The following is an 18744-nucleotide window of genomic DNA, read 5'->3' on the forward strand; positions in this document are numbered from 1 at the left end:
CGTTACCGTGAAAGGTGGCCCGCACCTGCCCGCCGCAAGCCGGGCAGCGATAGCGCTCCGTAGCAGTGTCGATCGGCGCCTCACTCCAGGGCGGTCGAATGAAGTGGACGGGGCTCGCACTCCAAGGTGGTACGCAGCGCGGGCAGTTCAGCGATGCGAAGGCCCCACTCGACCCTATGCCCTGCAGGGGCACGATGTGAGGATGGCCAAGACCTCCGCAGGGCTTGCCATCATGACGGCGGCCGGCGCAGACGAAGCGGACACCTCCGAACCGTCGGCCCGCCAGCTGCCCTCCCACGTCGACCGGCCTGCTGTTCTTGCAGCTGGAGCACCACACCTCGAGCACCAGGCTGACGCGCGATAGATCGCCGTAGGTCCTGAACGGCATGGGCTTGAGCCTGTAGCGGGGCTCCGGCACGAACTTGGTTCGCTCGCTCTGAGGCAGCAGCTCACGGACGACCGACGGTCGACGGCCAAAAGGGTTGGCTAGCTGCTGCATGTGCTTCAGCCGAGCGGCCACTTCCGGATGTCGTACGGGATTGGCGCGCAAATCGTGCTGGAGGCCTGCCGCGGCCGGATCGTCGAATGTGAGCTTACCGGGCCTGCCACAAACTGCGCAGCTGAAGGTAACGACGCGGGAGTCCAGGCCATCGAGCCAGGCCCCAACGCCGGCATAGCGCCGGCAGGGCTCGCAGACCACGTAAACCTTTCCCATGACCGCGCGCAGCTCCCGGAAAGAGTGCAGCTCGTGGGGGTTGGGACCTGCCAACCGTCCGCTCCGGGTTAGTGAAAGTCGCGCGACGCGATTTTGATGACCGGCCGCTCCAGGACAACGCGGTCGCGATCATAGCCAGCCTGCGGCCCGTCACGCGGGTCAGGCGTCGAGGAACGCGCCTGATCGCCGCGGCCGGTGCGAAGCTCAAAGCGACCGTCGAGGCTGGCGATGCGATCGAGGTCCGCCGACCAATCCCAAAGCTGCTCGGCCACGAGATGGATCACGATGCCTTCGCGCTGGACGGTGCCCCTGGCGCCCATAAGGCGCGCACCCATGACTATTCGCCGGTGGGTCTCGAATACCTTGGGCCAGACGACCAGGTTGGCGATGCCGTATTCGTCCTCGAGGGTGACGAATACCACCCCCGAAGCAGTGCCGGGCCGCTGCCGTATAAGTACGAGTCCAGCCATGCCGAAGCGGTCACCGTTGCGCGCCTCGCGTAGCGCGTCGGAGTGCTTCATTCCCCGCTCGCTTAGCATCGGCCGCAGGAGCTGCAGCGGATGGGCGCGCAGGGACATGGAGATGGTCGAGAAGTCGTCGACCACCTGTTCCCCTAGCGTCAGATTCGGCAGGCTCACCGCCGGTTCCAGATCCCTCGCCGGTCGCGCGTCGAACAAGGGCAGTGACGCTTCGGAGAAGGCGCGCACCGCCCACAGCACGTCGCGCCGGGTCATGCCCAGCGAGGCAAAGGCGTCGGCACGCGCCAACGCGAGGATCTGGCGCTTGTTCAGCCCGCCGCGCCGCCACAGGTCGGCCGGATCGCGATAGGGCGTCGTCCGCTGCTCCACCATCCTGTTGAGGTCGGCTTCGCGCAGGCCGGTGACTTGCCGGAAGCCGAGGCGCAGGGCGCGACGGTACCCCCCGGTCTTCTCCAGCGTGCAATCCCACTCGCTGGCGTTCACGTCGGGCGGCCGGACCTCGACGCCGTGCTCGCGGGCATCTCGCACGAGCTGCGCCGGCGCGTAGAAGCCCATCGGTTGCGAGTTGAGTAGGGCGGCGGCAAAGACCTCGGGGTGGTACCATTTCACCCAGGATGAGGCGTAGACGAGGATGGCGAAGCTTGCGGCGTGGCTCTCGGGGAAGCCGTACTCGCCGAAGCCCTCGATCTGCCGGAAGCATCGCTCGGCGAACTCGCTCTCATAGTGGTTGCCGAGCATGCCGTTGATGAAGTCGTCCTTCAGCTTGTGGATGGTGCCAGAGCGCCGGAAGGTCGCCATGGCGCGCCGGAGCTTGTCGGCCTTTCCCGGCAGGAAGCCCGCGCAGTCGATCGCGATCTGCATGGCCTGTTCCTGGAACAGCGGTACGCCACGGGTCCGGCGCAGAATCTTCTCTAGCTTCTCGCTGGGATAGGCGATCTGGTCTTCGGGAACCTCCCGGTTGCGGAGGTAGGGATGGACCATGCCGCCCTGAATCGGTCCGGGCCGCACAATCGCGACCTCGACAACCAGGTCGTAGTACCGCCGCGGCTTGAGGCGCGGCAGCATCGACATCTGCGCCCGGCTCTCGACCTGGAACACGCCGACCGAGTCGGCCTTGCACAGCATCTCGTAGACCTTTTCGTCGTCCGTCGGCATGTCGAGCCCGCGGTCTTCCCCGTAATGCGCCTTGATCATCTCGAAGCTCTTGCGCAGAGCCGTCAGCATGCCGAGGGCTAGCACGTCGACCTTGTAGATTTTCAGCGCGTCGAGGTCGTCCTTATCCCATTCGATGACGGTTCGATCGTCCATCGCCGCATTCTGGATTGGCACCAGTTCGTCGAGTCGGCCCGCCGTCAGCACGAAGCCGCCGACATGCTGCGACAGGTGCCGCGGGAAGCCGACCAGGGCCGCCGACAGCTCCAGGGCGAGAGCGAGGCGATGGTCGGCGGCATCGATGCCGGCTTGCCTGACATGCTGCAGGTCGATGCCGCCGCCTCCACTGCCCCAGACGGTGTTGGCCATCACGCCCAGGATGTCAGGCGAGAGGCCCAGCGCCTTGCCGACATCGCGAATGGCGCTGCGGCTGCGATAGGCGATCACCGTTGCGGCAAGCGCGGCACGGGTCCGGCCCTTGGTCTTGTAGATCCACTGGATGATGTCCTCGCGCCGCTCGTGTTCGAAATCCACGTCTATGTCCGGTGGCTCGTCTCTCTCGTTCGACAGGAAGCGCTCGAAAAGTACGTCGTTCTTGTCGGGGTCGACCTCGGTGATGCCGAGGCAATAGCAGACGGCGGAATTGGCGGCCGAGCCGCGGCCCTGGCACAGGATGCCCATCGCGCGTGCCTGGTCGACAATCTCATGGACCGTGAGGAAGTAGGGCGCGATTTTCTTGCGCTCTATCAGGTCGAACTCGTGACGGATCGTGTTGGCAACTGTGTCGGGCACGCCGGCGCTGTAGCGCGTTTTCGCGCCTTTCCAAGTCAACCGCTCCAGCTTCTGCGTTGGCGTCTCGCCGCCTTCGTACTCGACGGGGTACTGATAGCGGAGCTGGTCGAGGCTGAATTGGCAGCGGCCGACGATTTCGCGAATGCAGTCGATCGCGTGCGGGTGCTCACGGAACAGCCTGTGCATCTCGGTAGCAGGCTTCAGATGTCGCTCGCCGGACGCAAAGCGGCGGAAGCCCAACTCTTCGACCGTGCACTTGAGGCGGACGGCAGTGACGACGTCATGCAGCGCCCGGCGCTCAGGCGCGTGGTAATGCACGTCGTTGGTGGCGACCAGGCGCACGCCCATTCGGCCTGCAAGGGTGTCGAGAGCGTCGAGCCGCCTGGCATCGTTGCCGCGGAACAGCATGGTGGCGGCGAGGTAGCAGCGGCCGGGATACAGGTCCGCAAGCCGGCGCAGCCTCTCGTGAAAGGCGGGGTCCTCGATTCTTCGGGGCGGCAGGACGATGGTCAGCAGGTCGCCTGTGAACTCGGCCAGATCCTTGAGCGTGAGGTCGCACTCGCCCTTTACCGCCTCGCGATTACCCTGGCTTAGGAGCAGCGACAGCCGCTTGTAGCCCTCGACGTTCATCGGATAGGCGAGCAACGAGTAGCCGTCGCGCGTTTCGAGATGGGCGCCGACCAGCAGCTTGATCCACCGCTCCCTCGGGATGCCGGTCTCCTCGTAGTAGTCGCCAACCGCAGCATAGGCGCGCACGACGCCGGCCAGCGTGTTGCGATCCGCGATGCCGATCGCGTAGTGCCCGAGGTTCGCGGCTTGGAAGACCAGTTCACCCGGATGCGAGCCGCCCCGCAGAAAGCTGTAGTTGGTCGTGACGTGCAGCTCGGCGTAGTCCATCGACCCCGCCTCCATGAGGCAGGTCAGGACAGCAGCAGCCGATTCAGCTCAGCGACATTGTCGGTCCATTCGATGCCGGCGGCCTTGATGACAGGATAGCGCTCGTCCGTCATCACCTGCAGCTCGACCTCTTCCTGGTCGTCGGCGAAGTCAAAGTCGTAATCAAGGTAGACCCTACTTCCATCGTGCAACAGCAGGACGAAGCCCAGGGCGCTCCAGTCGCCGTGGGCGATCGACCACGTGGACTCGATGCGCTGCACCTCGGCGCGTGACACTCCCAATCCGTCTCGCTCGGCAATCTCAAGAGCGCGCCGCAGGTAGGTGACTTCCTGCAGCTCGGAATAGGCCAGGCCCGCCATCCATCCTGAAAGGGGAGCGGCGTCGGTATCGGGCTTGCTCATGTCGTCCTCCATGGTGTTGGAGCGCGACTCCTAGACCAGTTGACCGAATGAGAACAATAAAAGAACATTCTGAGGCGGCAATTTTGCTCTAATAGCGGTGCAGTGGGCCGCTGAACCCCGATATCTGGGCTCAGCCACGTGCTTGTGGTGAGCAGTCGCCGCGCGAGTACGCTATTGGTTCGCCCTGTGGGTAAGTCCTACTGCCTCAAGGCATCTCACGCGCCAGTCGGCGTCGGGCTCGTGCCGCAACTGCCGGTGGCATCGCTAGTGCGGCCCGCCAGACTAGACTGATCGTCCGGAAGTGTCGGGCAAGCGATCGAGGCGTCCCGTCGTGGGGCAGCTCGCAACAACCTACCTTCGCCACACTGCAACGGCGATAGCAGCAATTCCGGCAAAGATCGACCACCATAACCACCGTTGTCTGAACTTCGGAGGATTCGGGATAGCATTTGTTGGAATCGCATCCGCGTCCAGCTCCGCGAGATCAACTACTTGAAGGGAATATGTCCCGTCCTGAGATGGTAATGCCGCGGCAATTTGGATGTTAGGGGCGCTTGCCTTCATCCACGTTAAGAGCTGCAACTTGGATTCCGGAGACATGGCACAGCCTACGATGACGCGCTTTATGGAGCCTTTCCCGAACGTGAAGGCGCGCGAACGAAGCGCGAAACGCATGGTCCGATACTCGTGTTCATATTCCCAGCATGGAGCTTTGCGCAAGAAGAGACTATTAAATAGAGCACTTCCAGGCTCAATTCCCACCAGCTCCTTTAAGGGGAGAGGAGATAATTCACTGCTATACGTTACTGCGTGCACGTATTTGTCAAACCCTATCGGTTCGACTTCGATGGCCACGCCAGTATGGCCCGCCGCGTAGTGAGACCACATCAAGGTACTCTCGGGTGTTCCGGCAAAGCAGCACATCGCTGTCCTTTGTGATAAGGCGCGCCAAATTTTGAATGCCATCTCCCATTGCTGTTCTCGCAATGTCGCTGATGAAGTGCCCGCGAGCACTTCTTTTACTCGGGCGCGCGCTTGCGCCTCCGTGGTAGATGGATTTACGCGACGCTCCACCTCGACAAAGGCGGCCTCGGTCGCCTCTCGATCCGATTCAAAGTCTATGGCACAGCGGAGCTCGAATGGATCGTTAACTTCGTTGGCCATTGGAAACCAAAATTTTTCAGTCTCTATTATGTCGAACAGCCTTTTCTTGTCTTCTTGCGTAGTGAAAGGGCGATATTTGTAGAGCAGCGGCACAGAATCCCCCCCCCCCGGATGCTAGTAACGTTGTTGATCGCCGCATTGGCAAACGCGACGTACGTTGGCGCCACGTATTGCCGAAGCGAGCGCGTAGTTCAGGATTCGATCCAAACGCACCCTGCCAAGCTACCGATCGCAAGTCGGCGGGAGATTGCCATAGGCGTCACCACCCTGACAGCTTTCTCACCCATAAGTGTACACATTCATGTGGAATCGACCAGAGATTGAGCATCGTGCCGATAGGACCATGCATAGACGCAGCGCGGCGAGGTTGGGTTCTGCGGGTGGCGCCGGGCAGTCGGCCGCAACGCCTACGTCGGCGCCAAGATTCAACCACAAGAGCACCTGCAGGCGCTGCGATTGGAGTAACTCAGGTCGTCCAGCGCCTGAGAGAGAGGCAGCCGGTCAGCGGCTGGTCCGCTCTTGACTGCCGGACTCGATGCCGAGACCGCGAATTGGTTCCCTAGATGTGGAGCCTCAACAGGTTATTCCCCGTCAGAGCGAGAGTGCTGATGGGTGATATCGAACCAATACTGCTATGAGGACGGTGCCAATTGTAGCGATGCTTCCAATAGGAAGCCCGGCGGCCCCCAAAGGCCGGATGACCCGCACCCGGTTCACGATCCCCGAGTGGCCGGTGTTCGCTCTGGCGGGCTTCTGCCGCAGCGTCCCCGAATGGGGCGCCGTCTATGCCGCGATGATGGGCGAAAGCAACGCGCTGGTTAAGCCACTCAACGACCGATCGCCCGTCATTCTGACGCCGGATGAATACGATCTGTGGCTGACCGCATCGATTCGGGATGTGATCGGCTTTCAGTTCCGCGCGCCTTTCCCCGCCGACAGGATGGCGATGGCGCGCACCAACGAACTCTGGGTGCCGCTCAGCGAGCGCAGCAACCGGCCACGCAGGAAGCAGGAGGGTTAACATTTTGTGCAATCTCTACACCGTCCGCAAGAGCGTCGATGAAGTCGCTCGTCACTTCGGCGTCACGCCGCCAACCTCGTTTCCGAACGTGCCAGCCGAGGCCTACCCTGGCACACCGGGCCTCGTGATCCGCGAGCAGGATGGTCAGCGAGTTCTCCAGTCGATGACTCGGGGCTTTCCGTTGCGGCTCAAGTTCATGAAGCCGGACTCGAAACCGAAGCCTGTCAACAATATCGCCGACCTGACGAAGAGGATGTGGAAGGGCCTTGCCAACAAGCCGCAGTGGCGCTGCCTCATCCCGGTGACGCACTTAGCCGAAGCAGAAGGGCCGAAAGGCAAGATGACTAGGACCTGGGCCAACATTAAAGAGCATCCCATCATTGCGTGGGGCGGCCTGTGGCGTGAAAGCGCCGAATGGGGGCCGGTCTATTCCGGCGCGATGACCGACGCGAACACCGCGACGGCTGCACAACCGGATGCCCGTGTTCTTGTTTCCAACCGAATGGGACGCGTGGCTTCGCGGATCGTTCGACGATCTGCTGGCGCTCCAGCAGCGGAAGTTTTCCGACGAGTTGATCGATATGGAGCAGACATCGGAGCTTTGGGTAAGGAAGAAGGCGTCCATATAGTTCGAGAGCACTCGGTCGCGCCATCGAAAAGCGCCAGCAATATGATGCAGGCGTGAGCTTGCTACTGCGAGAGGCAACACCGCTGCCATGACGGCTCAGGCCTTGAGTGTCCCTGACAGTCTGACCAAATCGAGTTTGTTCTTGGGGTCGCGAACGAAGTCGTAGCCAGCTTTGAGTAGGTCGTTGACCTTGCTGCTGTCGTACTCTGGAGCATTTGGGTCGAGTTCAAGATTGGTTTCGATGACAAGTACCTTGGCCGACACCCGTTGGTCGGACACCGCCACGTCAATCCTGTAACCTGATGCGTCGTCGTGCCTAAAGGCCATTTTTCCTCCTGCGCGGCGCTGGTTCCGTCATGGCAAGACGGCTGCTATCTCAATGTCCATGGCGTCGAATATAGCAGAAGGTTCCCCCGCCGGGTCGATTATTGCGTGGGCACTGCCCCGGCGCCTGCACGTCGTTCAAGAACCGCGCCGGCCGCAGTCCTGCCAAGCCGAGCTGCCGGCCGAGCGTAGGCAGGATCTTGCCGTAATAGGCGTCGTCGACTACCCGGCTTTCGAGCAGCTGCTCCCATACGAAGCGCGCCGCCCGATACGTCTCCTCTGCCCATTTGACCGGCCGGCCGTCATCCTTGCCTTGCGCCTCCGGAGAGGTCAGCCAACCGCCTTCAAGCCTGTCGACGTACGCTCCCCAGTTCCAGGTCGTGGCCTTGATCAGCGTCCCGTCTCACACTCGATGGAGATTGGACCGGTAGGACGTGATCTGGCATGGGCCACCGCGACACTTCTTGGCGCCTGCAAGCCGGACCTCGAATGCGACGTCGTTCCCGCCTCTGCCTACGCCCACAGTGTGCATCGGCTGGTGTATGTCGACGAAGTGGACGGCGTAGCGCAGCGCGTCGCACTTTCGATCGTCGGTCGGCGCACATCGCAGCTCGACCTTAAGTCTCTCCAGCTCGGCGACGATACAATCGCCCTTTGCTGAGGCGTGGCAGTGCTTGTCCGCGTCATGCGGTCTTCCGCCAGCGCCAAGTCGACGAAGTGCCAGTTGTAGGTCTCTGGTCGATCGTCCCGCACGTCGTCTGCCCAGCTCGCGACCGAGGCCAGGGAATGGCCAGGGCCTAGCAGGCGCGCGACTTCTGCGACCACCCCCGGGGCGATATCCGGCGCTGCGCGAGCTCGGCGATGATCGAATGGCCTTCGGGTCCCCATGCCAGGGCCTGCAGCGGCAACAGCATGAGGACTACCACTGCCGCAACCCAAGATTTCATTTGATAATACCTCGCCTCTTGGTGGTACGATCACAGCGAGACACGACCGCACGGGGGAGACATTGCGGCGACGCTGAGGCTTTCCGTTCATCACGTCGCTCGCCATGTCACGAGACGCGGAAAGGGAGGAGCTATGCCTAAGCTGGCCATTGTTGCGACCATCACGACGGCACCGGGGAAGCGCGACGAATACATGAAGCATTTGCGCGCCCACGGGGAGCGCTGTCGCGCGACAGAGCCGGGAACGCTCGGCTTTGAGATCCTGGTGCCGCATGACCAGCCCGACTCGATCATGCTGTATGAGCTGTACGCAAGCGGCGAAGCGTTCGACGCCCATTGGAACGGCCCGTCTATCCAACAGCTACGCAAGGAGGGCGAAGGCTTGTTCGTCAGCCTGAAGGCAACGCGTTGCGACCTGGTCGAATGAGATGCTGCGCCTCGTCGTGCTCTTGCTGGCGTTGGAGGGAACGCCGGCGCAAGCGGCCAGCTACTCACCTTGGGTCGATCGCCCTGGCGATCCGATCGAGTTGCTGACCCAACTTGCCCGAAGCCCCGACGCCTGTTGCAAGCACTGCACGAAGGGCCAGCCTTGCGGGAATACGTGCATCAGCACGAAGAAGCGTTGCAAGAGCCCGCCCGGCTGCGCATGTTGAAGGAAGTTGTTGCTTCCGCTGGGCTGCTGCTGTGTTCGGTCCCGGTTGCCGTGCTGGCGCAACAGGAACGCGGGCAGACCTCCGGGGCCGCAATGTTGAACGCATGCAGGGATTTCGAAGCACTGCGCGACGACGCACGGACCTCGAATTTTATGCAAGGTTATTGTGCCGGCGCCGTCATCGCGGCCGCGCTCCTTCATGATCAAGTAAAGTTTTGCATTCCGGGGCCGGTGCCGAAAGTTCAACTTGTTCGTATCGTCATCGACTACCTGCAACGAAACCCGGCACAACAGCATCTAGAACTTGCGGTGTTGGCCAGTTACGCCCTTGCGGGTGCATATCCATGTTCGACAGTGCGCCGTCGGTGACTCGACAAGATGTCTCAACCGCCACGTTCGCCCTTTACCGCGCAGATCGGGGCGGGGTCAAACTTCCACGTCGGCGCAAATTTGTCCGAGGCGGTTACGGAGACTTGAACTCGCGCATCAAGCCGTACCCAGGGGTAGGTGGCACCCACCAGGCAGGGCACCCCTCGAGCACCGCCGCCAGCCGGGCTACGGGCCTCGCCTGACACCGTCCCGTCTGAGGCGCGTGCGGGGGTGGCCAAGCGCGCCGATGCTGCCAGGCGGCCTGCACCGCTCGTTGTGGCAATATCACGGTCGGCCGGTTACCTATGCCGGCACACTCATCGGCTACTCTGTACCGCTCCTCCAGTGATGGTATCGACTGCCTCGCGAAGGTCGTCGGGTGAGTGCTTGGCGTAGGTTCTCTCCACCATCGCAAGGGTGATGCCGAGGATCTTGGCGATCTTCCATAGGGGCACGCCGCGGCGCGCCATGTGCGTTGCTGCTGTGTGCCGCAGTACGTGCGGGGTTACGCCCCTGACGCCGGCCAGCTTGGCCGCACGCATCACCATCGTGCGAGGATCAGAATTGTTGAACACGACCAGGTCGCCATCTTTCGGGCGGCGTTCATCGCGCATCCGCTCGAGAGCTGCCCGCAGCGCCGTAGAGATCGGCGGGGAGGGGCGCCGCTTCTTCGTTTTGCGCAGGCCGGGTACGTCGTAGTGAATGACGTTCGTCTCGAAGTCTACCCTGTCCCAGGTGAGGTCACAAATTGCCCCTTTTCGTGCACCAGTCTCGAGCGCTAGCCATAGGAAACGTTCGCATCTGGACAGACGATCCTTGTCCACTCGGCGCATTCTGGCCGCAGCTTCGAACAGCTTCTTGATCTCGTACGTCGTCAGCCAGCGATCGGCCGGCTCGCCGTGTTCGGGCAACTCAATATAAGGAATAGTCGCCGGTGCGATCAGCTTTCGGGCGGGGTGCGCGCACCAGTTTAGGCAAGCTCTAAGGGCATTGAGCTCGCGCCGGATGGTCGGCTGCTGTGCTTTGCGCCCGATCTTTCCGGCCAGGCGCTTCGCTCGGTACTGGTCGACGGCTTCATCGGGCCATTTCCAGAGGCTCAGAGATCCAAAGTGAGGCTTCAGATTATTCCATGCGAAGTGAAGGCGGTCTTTGGCGGCTACTTTCTGCGAGATGTGACCGGTCCGGTACAGCTCCCATAGGTCGGAAACACGGAACATTTCCGATGCCGAGACCGGGGCGAGGTTTCGGGCCAATATCCATTCTGCAAAGACGATCTGGGCCTTCGCACTGTCACTGTGGCCGGTACTCTCTCTGCGACCTCGTCCGCTCTGACCTTTTGGGCCGGGCTCTGTCCAGTGAATGTAAATGATGCCGCTCTCGTGTCGCTTAAGGTATGGATCTCGAGTGCGCATGGTCGCGTCGCTACGCCTAGGGCAAATGGGGACTGCTCTCCTAGAGCATTTATTCATTCTGCGCGCTCCCTAGTGGACAACCCAGAAGTGCAATGCAGACAGTTGATTTAGCTTAGGAAAAACGCCACTATATTACGCGTTTAGTTGTCTGACGAATTGTCAAGTTGTCAGACATACTCAATCAGACGTAGGTCACAGTGACATACAAAAGTTTGGTGGTGGCGCAATTTTGTACGACCGTTAAACGGCGACTTGAACTCGCGCTTCAAGCCGTTACCAGGGGGTGGGTCCGGTGCGCCCGCCCTGTCAGCTATCGACTGACACGCCGCGGCCAGGCGATATCCGCCGGCGCGTCTGCGCGCCGGAATCTCGCTCGAGCTTCCCACCGCGGATTGCTGTTGGCCCGCTCATTCAGCAGACGCACACAAAAACGGCGGATGCATCGCATCCGCCGTCACATCGCAGGCTATTGCAATGGCCCCTAGTGAACGGGCGCTTCAGTCCCCGACGGCTCCCAAATCACGCGGAATGGGAGTGCTGGTTGATTCTCTTTGCGCCATTCGCCGAACACAAGGTCGTGCAAACGCATGAACAGTTGGGGGTCGATGCCTTCGGACGGTACGGTTAACTCGAAACGCTTGTAACCGTCGTCACCATTGAACCATTTCAGCGAGCGCTCGTGGCGAACTGGTCGCGGCGGTCCGTCTTCCGTCTGATTGTACTTTTCGGCCATGGCTAGAGCTCGAGAGATATCAAACCCGGAACTGTGCGAATCGAATGAGTCGAGCGGGTCGTCTCCAAAGCGCGCCATGTAGTCTTGCCTTACGAAACGGAGGCAATCGAAGGCGTCTATCACTTTTTCGAGGAAATCGTAGCGCTCGCGCTCCCGTGCCGCGTCGCGCGCTGCAAGCGCCTTGGCCGACTTTGCCTTTCCGAATTTGACCTTAAGAACGTTGTCCACGACGTGACCTCACATGCTTCGTTGGCGACGTCTGGCGGTTTGAAGCGCCAGCCTTCCGGAGGTTCAAACACCCGCATGTGATCGGGCACTCGCGCCTTTGGGCTTGCGCCTTGGACATAGCGCGAGTCCTCCGGAAGAGACTGATAGCGGTTGAATAAGCGCCGCTGCTATCGGGGCGGCTTGCGTCACAAGAGGAGTGTTTGAAGCTCCGAATGCACAATGCGCCATGCTTGCCGGAGCGTCAACGAAAAAGTATCATTGTGAGCAACGAGCGTTGCATATTTTGATACAGAGGAGAGTTCCTTATGTCGGACCGGCGTTTTGTCTCCTACCTACGCGTGTCGACAGACAAGCAAGGACGTTCCGGACTAGGCCTCGAGGCGCAACGCAAATCCGTTGCGGACTTCACGCACAGCGGACAGTGGCGCCAGGTCGCGGAGCTCATTGAAGTAGAAAGCGGAGCCAAAGCCACCCGCCCGAAACTGTCGGAGGCCTTGGCTTTGTGTCGATCGCACCGCGCGACGCTGCTGGTAGCCAAGTTAGACAGGCTTGCACGCGATGCTCACTTCCTACTCGGCTTGGCGAAAGAGGGAGTCGACTTTGTCGCCGCTGACATGCCATCCGCGAACCGTATGACTGTCGGAATCATGGCGTTGGTGGCGGAGGAAGAGCGTCGGATGATTTCGGCCAGGACGAAAGCCGCACTTGCCGCTGCAAAAGCGAAAGGCGTGAAGCTTGGCGGCTTTCGGGGCAGGGCTGGAACGGCGCGGGAAACAGCGTTGGCGCGCGCCGCGCGCAGTCGGCGCGCCGATCAGCGGGCGGCATCTATTTCGGACACAATCGCGCGCCTAGATCCGGACGGCACAGACAGCTTACGCGCACTGGCTGCCAAGCTGACAGCCGATGGTGTGCCAACGCCAACCGGCCGCGGTGATTGGACAGCGACGGGCGTCGCCAGACTGCGTCGGCGGCTGGGTCGCTGAATTTTCAAGGCGTTTAGACAAATCGGGCCGCCCGTCGATCGGGAGCACAACTCGGCGGCCGGCGCCAATTTCTAGGCGCCTCCGCTTCCAATCAGCTTCCCGGCTGGTCGCTCCCGCCGCGGCAGCTAAACTGCCCCGCCAGCGGCCCTAGAGGCCCTTACAACGCACTCGAGCCCTGGAGCTTAACCGGGGTGCTGTTTAGGAGGAGCGCCGCCCCGATAGTCACTTGGAGCGACGATTTCTTGCGGGCCGGATGGCGGCACATATCGGTTCCACGCCACCGATGCCGGCTGTCGTTGACAACAGAATCGACAATGGCCGACGGCAACGCTCGCCGAGGCTCGATAGCACGGGCGGCTAACGCCTGCCTCACCGCCGGCACTCACAGGTCATTGACCTATTTAGCCGCGTCAGGCCATACACAGCGTCGCCGATCGGTCCGCCCCTACCGAGCATCGCCGGACTATTCAAGAGGCCGTGGACCCGTCGTCTGCACCCACATGAGAGGCGGGCTCGACGCAACGCCGGCCGTCGTCACCTGCATCGCCCTGCATGCCCATTGACGCGAGCGAATCGATTACGCCCGGCAGGTGAGCCGCCACCCAGGTGCTTACGCAGCCGCGGCGCAGGGCTGTAAGGGCTCTACAGAGGCCGACGGCGCTTTGTGACACCCCTCAAGTGCGGCCACACCGCCCGAGGGCGTCTGGTGGGCTCGCCAGGCGCCTTTCCGCGGGCCTAGCGCAGCGCCGGCCCGACGCCGCGCCGGCCACCGCGGCCGCACCGCCCAACTTGCCGTTGCGGCGAGAGCGGGGCCAGCGGCAGCCGGCGAGGCCTAGTAGACCCTGATGCTGTCGCCGCCGAATAGGCCGGTGTTGTAGCGCCCTGCCGATCCGGTCGGGGAATTCATGTAGACGCCAGCCTTCTCCAGCGCCGCCTGCGTCTGCAGGGCGTTGGTGAAGCCGCCGAAGAGCTGCCCGAGCGGGCTGTAGGCGTCGGGTTGCGACAGCGACGCGGCGCGCGATATGGCCTGCTGTGAGGCGGCGTTGGCGTTGCCAGACTGCGCGACAGTGTTGACGAGGTTGGTCTGCGCGTCGGCGATGTTGTTGCGCGCCGACGTCTCGTAGCCGACGGCAGCGTCCGACACGGCGCGGCTGTTGGTGCCGTAGAGCTTGGCCAACTCGGCCTCCTTCTGCGTGCGCGCGGTGCTGTCGAGCGTTCCGCTGCGGTCGAGCGCGAAGGTGAGCTGCTTGCGCGCGTCGGCATACTGGTCCTCGAGCTGCGGCTTGGCATAGTCGAGATACGCCTGGCGCCGCGAGGCGAAGAACGGCTCGTTGAACTGGCTGAAGACGCCATTGATGTTGTTGATGCCGTCGTTGACCGCGTTCTCGCGATACGCCTCGCGCGAGCGCGCCGCAGCAGCCCCGTTGTCGCCACCGCCGCTGAATGGATTCATGATTTGCTGCCGAGGCGCATAGAAACGCCGTCCAGGTAGGTCCGCGTCGATCGCGTATTGTGCAATTACGCGCTGTGATTGATATGCCGTTGCTCGAGGCCGGCGATTTACGAACAGACGGTAATTGTAGCACTCCAGCGCGCCGCCGTCGACCACTCTTCGCGTCTGGTAGCGCAAGAGGATCGCATGCGCGGTACGGTTGCGTGTCGTCGTCGCCGATAGGCTGCTGTCCTATTCGAACACGCCCGCCGGCGGGGTCTCGACGACCTCGGCTTCGACCTCGACGGCCAGCGCGGCGCTGATAGCCTCTAGGCGCTGGCGATGCGCGGTCAGCTCTTCGCGCGTCATTTCGTGAAGCTCTTTCTTACCTGGCTGTTTTTCGTTCGCCGCCATGAGCCCTGCGGCCCTTAACAGTGCTACGCCAGCCGTGGCTTTAGCCGGTGCGGGGGCTTTCGGATCTCGGCAGACACTAAGCAGCGTCTGATAAGCCTCCCTTGCGCCAGTCGTGCGCATCTCTCGAGCTAGGGCTTCAAGCGCCTCTTCCGGTGATTCGAAGTCGTCGTAGGAGTCAGTCATAGTTCCTTCTCTCTGCAGTTGTTCCGGTTGTGGTTGCTGTTCAAGATCTTCGTCAGGTGGTCCGATTTCGTATTCAGGCCCTAGAGCCTGTCTCCCGGCGGGCGTATGTTCTGGTCTGGAATCAGCGGTGCGGGCGAACTCATCGCGTAGCGCGCGGCTTCTCTGGCGCTGGGCGCGTTCTGCCAGCGAGCTTGGTCGCGCCGCCTTGCTGCGCACCAGATAGCTCGCAAGTTCTTCCGGGGACATCTTCGCGACACGCGCGGCACGCTTCTTTCGCCGACGCTCCAGCTCATCAAGCTTTTTGCTCAGCTTCCACGGAGGCGCATCGGAGTTGGGCCAGCGGGGCTTGTGCCAGTCGGCTCCTCTTGGGGTTAAGCCCCCATGAATCCGGCAGCGAGTGCGGCCTTCGACTACGTGCGCTTGGCATGGCTCACCATCTTGCTTCCGGCGAGCGCCGCATTTCGGCGCCGCATCTTGAGCTGCACGGCCTTTCACAGCCGCGGCGCGCTGTATGTCGGCGAACTGTGCTGAGTCGAGCCACGCGCGTTGACGCGGGGTCGTGCCGGGTGCCCGCCTCCGTCGGCGCTTCATTGGCGGGCACCCTTGAACTTGAATTTAAGCGCCGAGCTTTGCGCCGATTGCGCCTTGCGCGCGCGTGAGGGCAGTGGAGAACCGGTTTGTGCATAGTTTATATAAGAAGAAGGACTTAGATAATTTTCTTCTTTCGCGCGCACGCAAGGCGCAATCGGCGCAAAACGCCCTAGCGAAGACGGTCGAGCACCTGCTGCACGGCGCAATCCGCGCATTTCAGCGACCGCGTCAAAAGCCGCGACGCGATCAGCGCAATTTCGCTCTCGATCGCACATCACGACAAACCACCGGTCATCACGGCGCGGCGCGCGACCCCGGCCGCTAGAATTCGTTGGTGCGCCTGCTGGCGGCGTTCCGCCTCTGCGACAGCGCGATCTTTGAACCTGACATACACTTTCGGATTTATTTCCCAACGCTTCACGCCAGACGTATCGACTGCGCCTTCTACCGGTTTGCACCATCCCATCCGACCGAGCGTCGTCATGGCGTCGAAGAGCTCAGGCGGAAATTCGCGCTTTGTCGGGCGCCAGCGTGCGCGATTACCTTCGTACAGGTCGCGTCGGCTTATTTCGGGCTCGCCGTGCGTAAGAATGATGCCGGCAGCCTGTCGCGCCGCCTCGCCGGACTCTCCTGCGCCGACGATCGTTTCATAGAACTGGATTGCATGGCAGAGGAGCAGGTTTGCGAACCGCGCCGCACGGCTCGCTGTCTCGGCCGATACTGGAATTGAGATTGCTCCGGGGCCGCGAGCGGACCAATTGTCCATCATGTGAAAAACCAGCAGGAGGCGAGCGAACAAGCCCGCCCATTTACCTAGGTGCCCGCGCCAGGCGGCGGACATTTGCGGAACGTCCAGCAATGCCTCTATGTTTTGTTCGAACTGCAGGCGTATTGTTTGGGCTCCGGGCGACAGTGTAACTGTTGCGACACCAAAGCCTAAGACGTCTCCGCCGGCCCACTCAGCCAGGCCGGTTATGGTGCTCTCGTAGGCTGCGGCGGCGCTCGCGTCGGGTGCGCGATCAAGGCCTTGCCGCCGAATGTTGTCACCAACGACGGGAATGAAGCGCTGCAACAACCCATCCGGGTCCAAGCTCGGGGCCATCTGCGAAAGCTTCTTCGGCTGAATGCCGGCCAGTACGGAAGCGCCCCAGCAATCGACGCGGCTGCTCCGTCCGACGCGATCGAATGCGCGGGGCGTCCCGTCCATCAGCTTCAGTAGGTCAGCGCGGTCAGATCCGCCGCCCGCCTTGTACTGGTCAAGGCCGCCGATCAAACCGGTAACTTCATCGGCAGACACCAGTACGCCTTTTGGGTTGTCGGCCAGGATTTCCCGAAGCGCTTCGACGGTGAATCCGTCGACAACGGAGCGGCGCACGCGCGGCGCTGGCCCCGGTGGTGGAGCGTCCTTCTTCCGGCGCCGGTTCTCTGCATCCCAAGCTTGCCGCCGCGGAATGTCGACGGCCGAACGGCGCCCGTCCAGACGTGCCAGCGGCGTGGCAACCGCGCCCATTACGGGCGTCTTCTTCCTGCCAGGCTCTTCGACCAGCAAACCCCATAAGAAAGGCGGCTCGGTCCAGCCAGTGTCGTTCGCCTTCGGCTGGATGCGAGTGGTGCCGCCGATCGCGGCGGACGCCACCACGACACACCCCACGGCGACGAATATGGGCGGCGCACCCATCCGCTCCGCTACGTCGCGCGCGTAGGCGTCCAGAACGTCAGGTAGGGCACCGTAAGGCACTTCGACAAGGCGGGCGGGATCGCCGTCGCCGAAGGCGTCTATCGGTTCCGGCCAATCTCCATCGATCGCTTCGAAGAAGTCCTCCGGGTCGGGCATGAGCGCATAGTCGATCCCGCCGTGAGCCTGGCTGAAAACATGCGGCTGGCGACCATCTGTGTAAACGATCGCCAGGTTACGCCCATCGCCGTAGCCGGGCTCGAGCGGATCGGCACATGTCGCCTTGTTATACTTGGCACCGCCGGCCAGGATTTCCCGCACCGTAACGACGCCGCCTCTGTCCAAATGGATAGGAAACTCGCCGGTCAATTCGTGCCGATCGCTTGCCGCGCGCAGGGCCGTTTGCGCGAGCTCAGGGGCCACGCCGCGGTCCATGAGTTCTTTGCCGCGCTTCTTCAGCCAGGCATTGCGGTTTGCCTCAGCGGTGGGCGCGCACTTCACCTTCGCCGCAGACTTGATCGCGTCTAGTTGCTCCCGCTCTGCTGGCGACAGGGCCGGCAACTGCCGAGTATCGAGGAAGCCACCGCTCTTGACGCGCGGCGTGCGCCCTCCGGGGGCGTATTCGATTTCGGCATGCTCCAGCACGCCATCTGCTTCGTAGAAGAACCGGGACGGCTCCGATGACGCGGTGACATCGATCAGCGTTCGAACTATTACGCGGCCGGATTCGGACACCCAGCCCCAGCACCAGCCGGCGAGCATGAGCCTGTCGCCCAGCCGGCGCGCGAAGTCGGCAACGTCGGCACCGTCGACGGCCAAATAGTAGTGATGCTGCCCGTTATCAGCGCCCCGGTCGGTCGGCTTGTCCTTATGCCGGATGTGCGATGATACCGAGCGGCGCGTAACGCGGGCTGCCCGCTCCAGCGGCGGGAAGACTGCGGCCATCGCTTTCGACAGACCGCCCTCGCCGGCCAGACGCGCAATGACGTTGGCGTCGTAGCCCTTGGTGTCGAAATCCAAAGCGACAAGGGCCGGCGCGCCAGGCGCATGTGTGAAATGCGCGAGCGTGCGGGCAATCACGTCGTTGCGGCCTTCAGCCTGGCTCTTGGTGGCCATCTCCCACACGTCGCGCCCTACTGGTGGGCCGGCCGGTATCAGGGCTTCGTTCGCTGAAAGCGAAGTCAGCACCTTTCCTAGCTGCTCTGCCATGTCGCTGGCATCGCCCGTCAGCGTCACGCGGCGGGCAGAGCCGGCAAGCAAGCCAGCGCCGCGCGACATGCGGGGTTTGCCGTCGTCGCCAAGGGTGAACGTCTTGGTTAACGGCGAGTCGCTAGTCGCGATGGTGAATGCAAGCGCCGGCGGCGAGGCCATATCGGCGGTTGCGCACGCTGGAGCGAACACGCCGATATGGCCATCTGGCGTCGAGTGTGTTATTGTCATGCATTCCGCAATTCTGAGTTCGGCCCCGATCGCGTTCCCGCGCGTATCGGGGCTTTTTGTTGTTGGGCGATCGGCCAGCCGATCGATGAATGCGCTGGCGAGGCGCGTCGCT

16 protein-coding genes and 2 pseudogenes are annotated in these 18744 nt (G+C 62.4%); 5 read left to right on the forward strand and 13 right to left on the reverse strand.

Features of this window, described 5'->3' with window-relative positions:
* Positions 1 to 783: 783 nt before the first annotated feature.
* From ACQY8M_RS15790 to ACQY8M_RS15805, 4 genes and pseudogenes are all read right to left on the reverse strand, one after another.
* Positions 784 to 4035 (reverse strand): error-prone DNA polymerase, encoded by a 3252-nt coding sequence (locus ACQY8M_RS15790; RefSeq protein ID WP_428673823.1) that lies wholly within the window; start codon positions 4033 to 4035, stop codon positions 784 to 786.
* A 23-nt stretch (positions 4036 to 4058) separates the two neighbouring features.
* Positions 4059 to 4436, reverse strand: coding sequence for a hypothetical protein (locus ACQY8M_RS15795; protein ID WP_428673825.1), 378 nt, complete (start codon positions 4434 to 4436; stop codon positions 4059 to 4061).
* Between the two features lie 351 nt (positions 4437 to 4787).
* Positions 4788 to 5693, reverse strand: coding sequence for a DUF2971 domain-containing protein (locus ACQY8M_RS15800; RefSeq protein ID WP_428673827.1), 906 nt, complete (start codon positions 5691 to 5693; stop codon positions 4788 to 4790).
* Between the two features lie 466 nt (positions 5694 to 6159).
* Positions 6160 to 6267 (reverse strand): annotated as a pseudogene (locus tag ACQY8M_RS15805) (IS481 family transposase); the annotation flags it as partial.
* Between the two features lie 30 nt (positions 6268 to 6297).
* Between ACQY8M_RS15805 and ACQY8M_RS15810 the strand changes: the two are divergent.
* Together ACQY8M_RS15810 and ACQY8M_RS15815 are read left to right on the forward strand one after the other, a co-directional pair.
* Positions 6298 to 6621, forward strand: coding sequence for an SOS response-associated peptidase family protein (locus ACQY8M_RS15810; RefSeq protein WP_428673829.1), 324 nt, complete (start codon positions 6298 to 6300; stop codon positions 6619 to 6621).
* Positions 6622 to 6625: 4 nt separating this feature from the next.
* A complete protein-coding gene (locus ACQY8M_RS15815; protein WP_428673831.1) occupies positions 6626 to 7306 on the forward strand; it encodes a DUF159 family protein in 681 nt (226 codons plus the stop codon).
* Between the two features lie 39 nt (positions 7307 to 7345).
* Here the strand turns inward: ACQY8M_RS15815 and ACQY8M_RS15820 are convergent, their stop codons facing one another.
* The 3 genes from ACQY8M_RS15820 to ACQY8M_RS15830 form a co-directional block, all read right to left on the reverse strand.
* A complete protein-coding gene (locus ACQY8M_RS15820) occupies positions 7346 to 7576 on the reverse strand; it encodes a hypothetical protein (RefSeq protein ID WP_428673833.1) in 231 nt (76 codons plus the stop codon).
* 400 nt (positions 7577 to 7976) lie between these two features.
* A complete protein-coding gene (locus ACQY8M_RS15825; RefSeq protein WP_428675371.1) occupies positions 7977 to 8339 on the reverse strand; it encodes a S1/P1 nuclease in 363 nt (120 codons plus the stop codon).
* A 31-nt stretch (positions 8340 to 8370) separates the two neighbouring features.
* Complete coding sequence (locus ACQY8M_RS15830; RefSeq protein ID WP_428673835.1) at positions 8371 to 8520, reverse strand: hypothetical protein; 150 nt, start codon at positions 8518 to 8520, stop codon at positions 8371 to 8373.
* Between the two features lie 133 nt (positions 8521 to 8653).
* Between ACQY8M_RS15830 and ACQY8M_RS15835 the strand changes: the two genes are divergently transcribed.
* Positions 8654 to 8947, forward strand: a complete 294-nt coding sequence (locus ACQY8M_RS15835; RefSeq protein WP_428673837.1) for a putative quinol monooxygenase — start codon at positions 8654 to 8656, stop codon at positions 8945 to 8947.
* 162 nt (positions 8948 to 9109) lie between these two features.
* Entirely contained in the window at positions 9110 to 9541 is a 432-nt protein-coding gene (locus ACQY8M_RS15840) for a Rap1a/Tai family immunity protein (RefSeq protein ID WP_428673839.1), read from the forward strand.
* Between the two features lie 317 nt (positions 9542 to 9858).
* Here the strand turns inward: ACQY8M_RS15840 and ACQY8M_RS15845 are convergent, their stop codons facing one another.
* Both ACQY8M_RS15845 and ACQY8M_RS15850 read right to left on the reverse strand, forming a co-directional pair.
* Positions 9859 to 10758, reverse strand: a complete 900-nt coding sequence (locus ACQY8M_RS15845; protein WP_428673841.1) for a tyrosine-type recombinase/integrase — start codon at positions 10756 to 10758, stop codon at positions 9859 to 9861.
* Between the two features lie 676 nt (positions 10759 to 11434).
* Complete coding sequence (locus ACQY8M_RS15850; RefSeq protein WP_428673843.1) at positions 11435 to 11914, reverse strand: hypothetical protein; 480 nt, start codon at positions 11912 to 11914, stop codon at positions 11435 to 11437.
* Between the two features lie 305 nt (positions 11915 to 12219).
* Between ACQY8M_RS15850 and ACQY8M_RS15855 the strand changes: the two genes are divergently transcribed.
* Positions 12220 to 12897, forward strand: coding sequence for a recombinase family protein (locus ACQY8M_RS15855; RefSeq protein ID WP_428673845.1), 678 nt, complete (start codon positions 12220 to 12222; stop codon positions 12895 to 12897).
* 832 nt (positions 12898 to 13729) lie between these two features.
* Here the strand turns inward: ACQY8M_RS15855 and ACQY8M_RS15860 are convergent.
* From ACQY8M_RS15860 to ACQY8M_RS15875, 4 genes and pseudogenes are all read right to left on the reverse strand, one after another.
* Positions 13730 to 14350 (reverse strand): hypothetical protein, encoded by a 621-nt coding sequence (locus tag ACQY8M_RS15860; protein ID WP_428673847.1) that lies wholly within the window; start codon positions 14348 to 14350, stop codon positions 13730 to 13732.
* 231 nt (positions 14351 to 14581) lie between these two features.
* A complete protein-coding gene (locus ACQY8M_RS15865; protein ID WP_428675636.1) occupies positions 14582 to 14926 on the reverse strand; it encodes a hypothetical protein in 345 nt (114 codons plus the stop codon).
* A gap of 408 nt (positions 14927 to 15334) precedes the next feature.
* Positions 15335 to 15517, reverse strand: a pseudogene (locus tag ACQY8M_RS15870) (hypothetical protein); the annotation flags it as partial.
* Positions 15518 to 15791: 274 nt separating this feature from the next.
* The gene (locus ACQY8M_RS15875; RefSeq protein WP_428673849.1) at positions 15792 to 18632 is read right to left on the reverse strand and encodes a DUF3987 domain-containing protein; all 2841 of its coding nucleotides are present in this window, start codon (positions 18630 to 18632) and stop codon (positions 15792 to 15794) included.
* Between the last annotated feature and the right edge of the window lie 112 nt (positions 18633 to 18744).

This window comes from Reyranella sp. (assembly GCF_965279465.1).
Taxonomy (GTDB): Bacteria; Pseudomonadota; Alphaproteobacteria; order Reyranellales; family Reyranellaceae; genus Reyranella.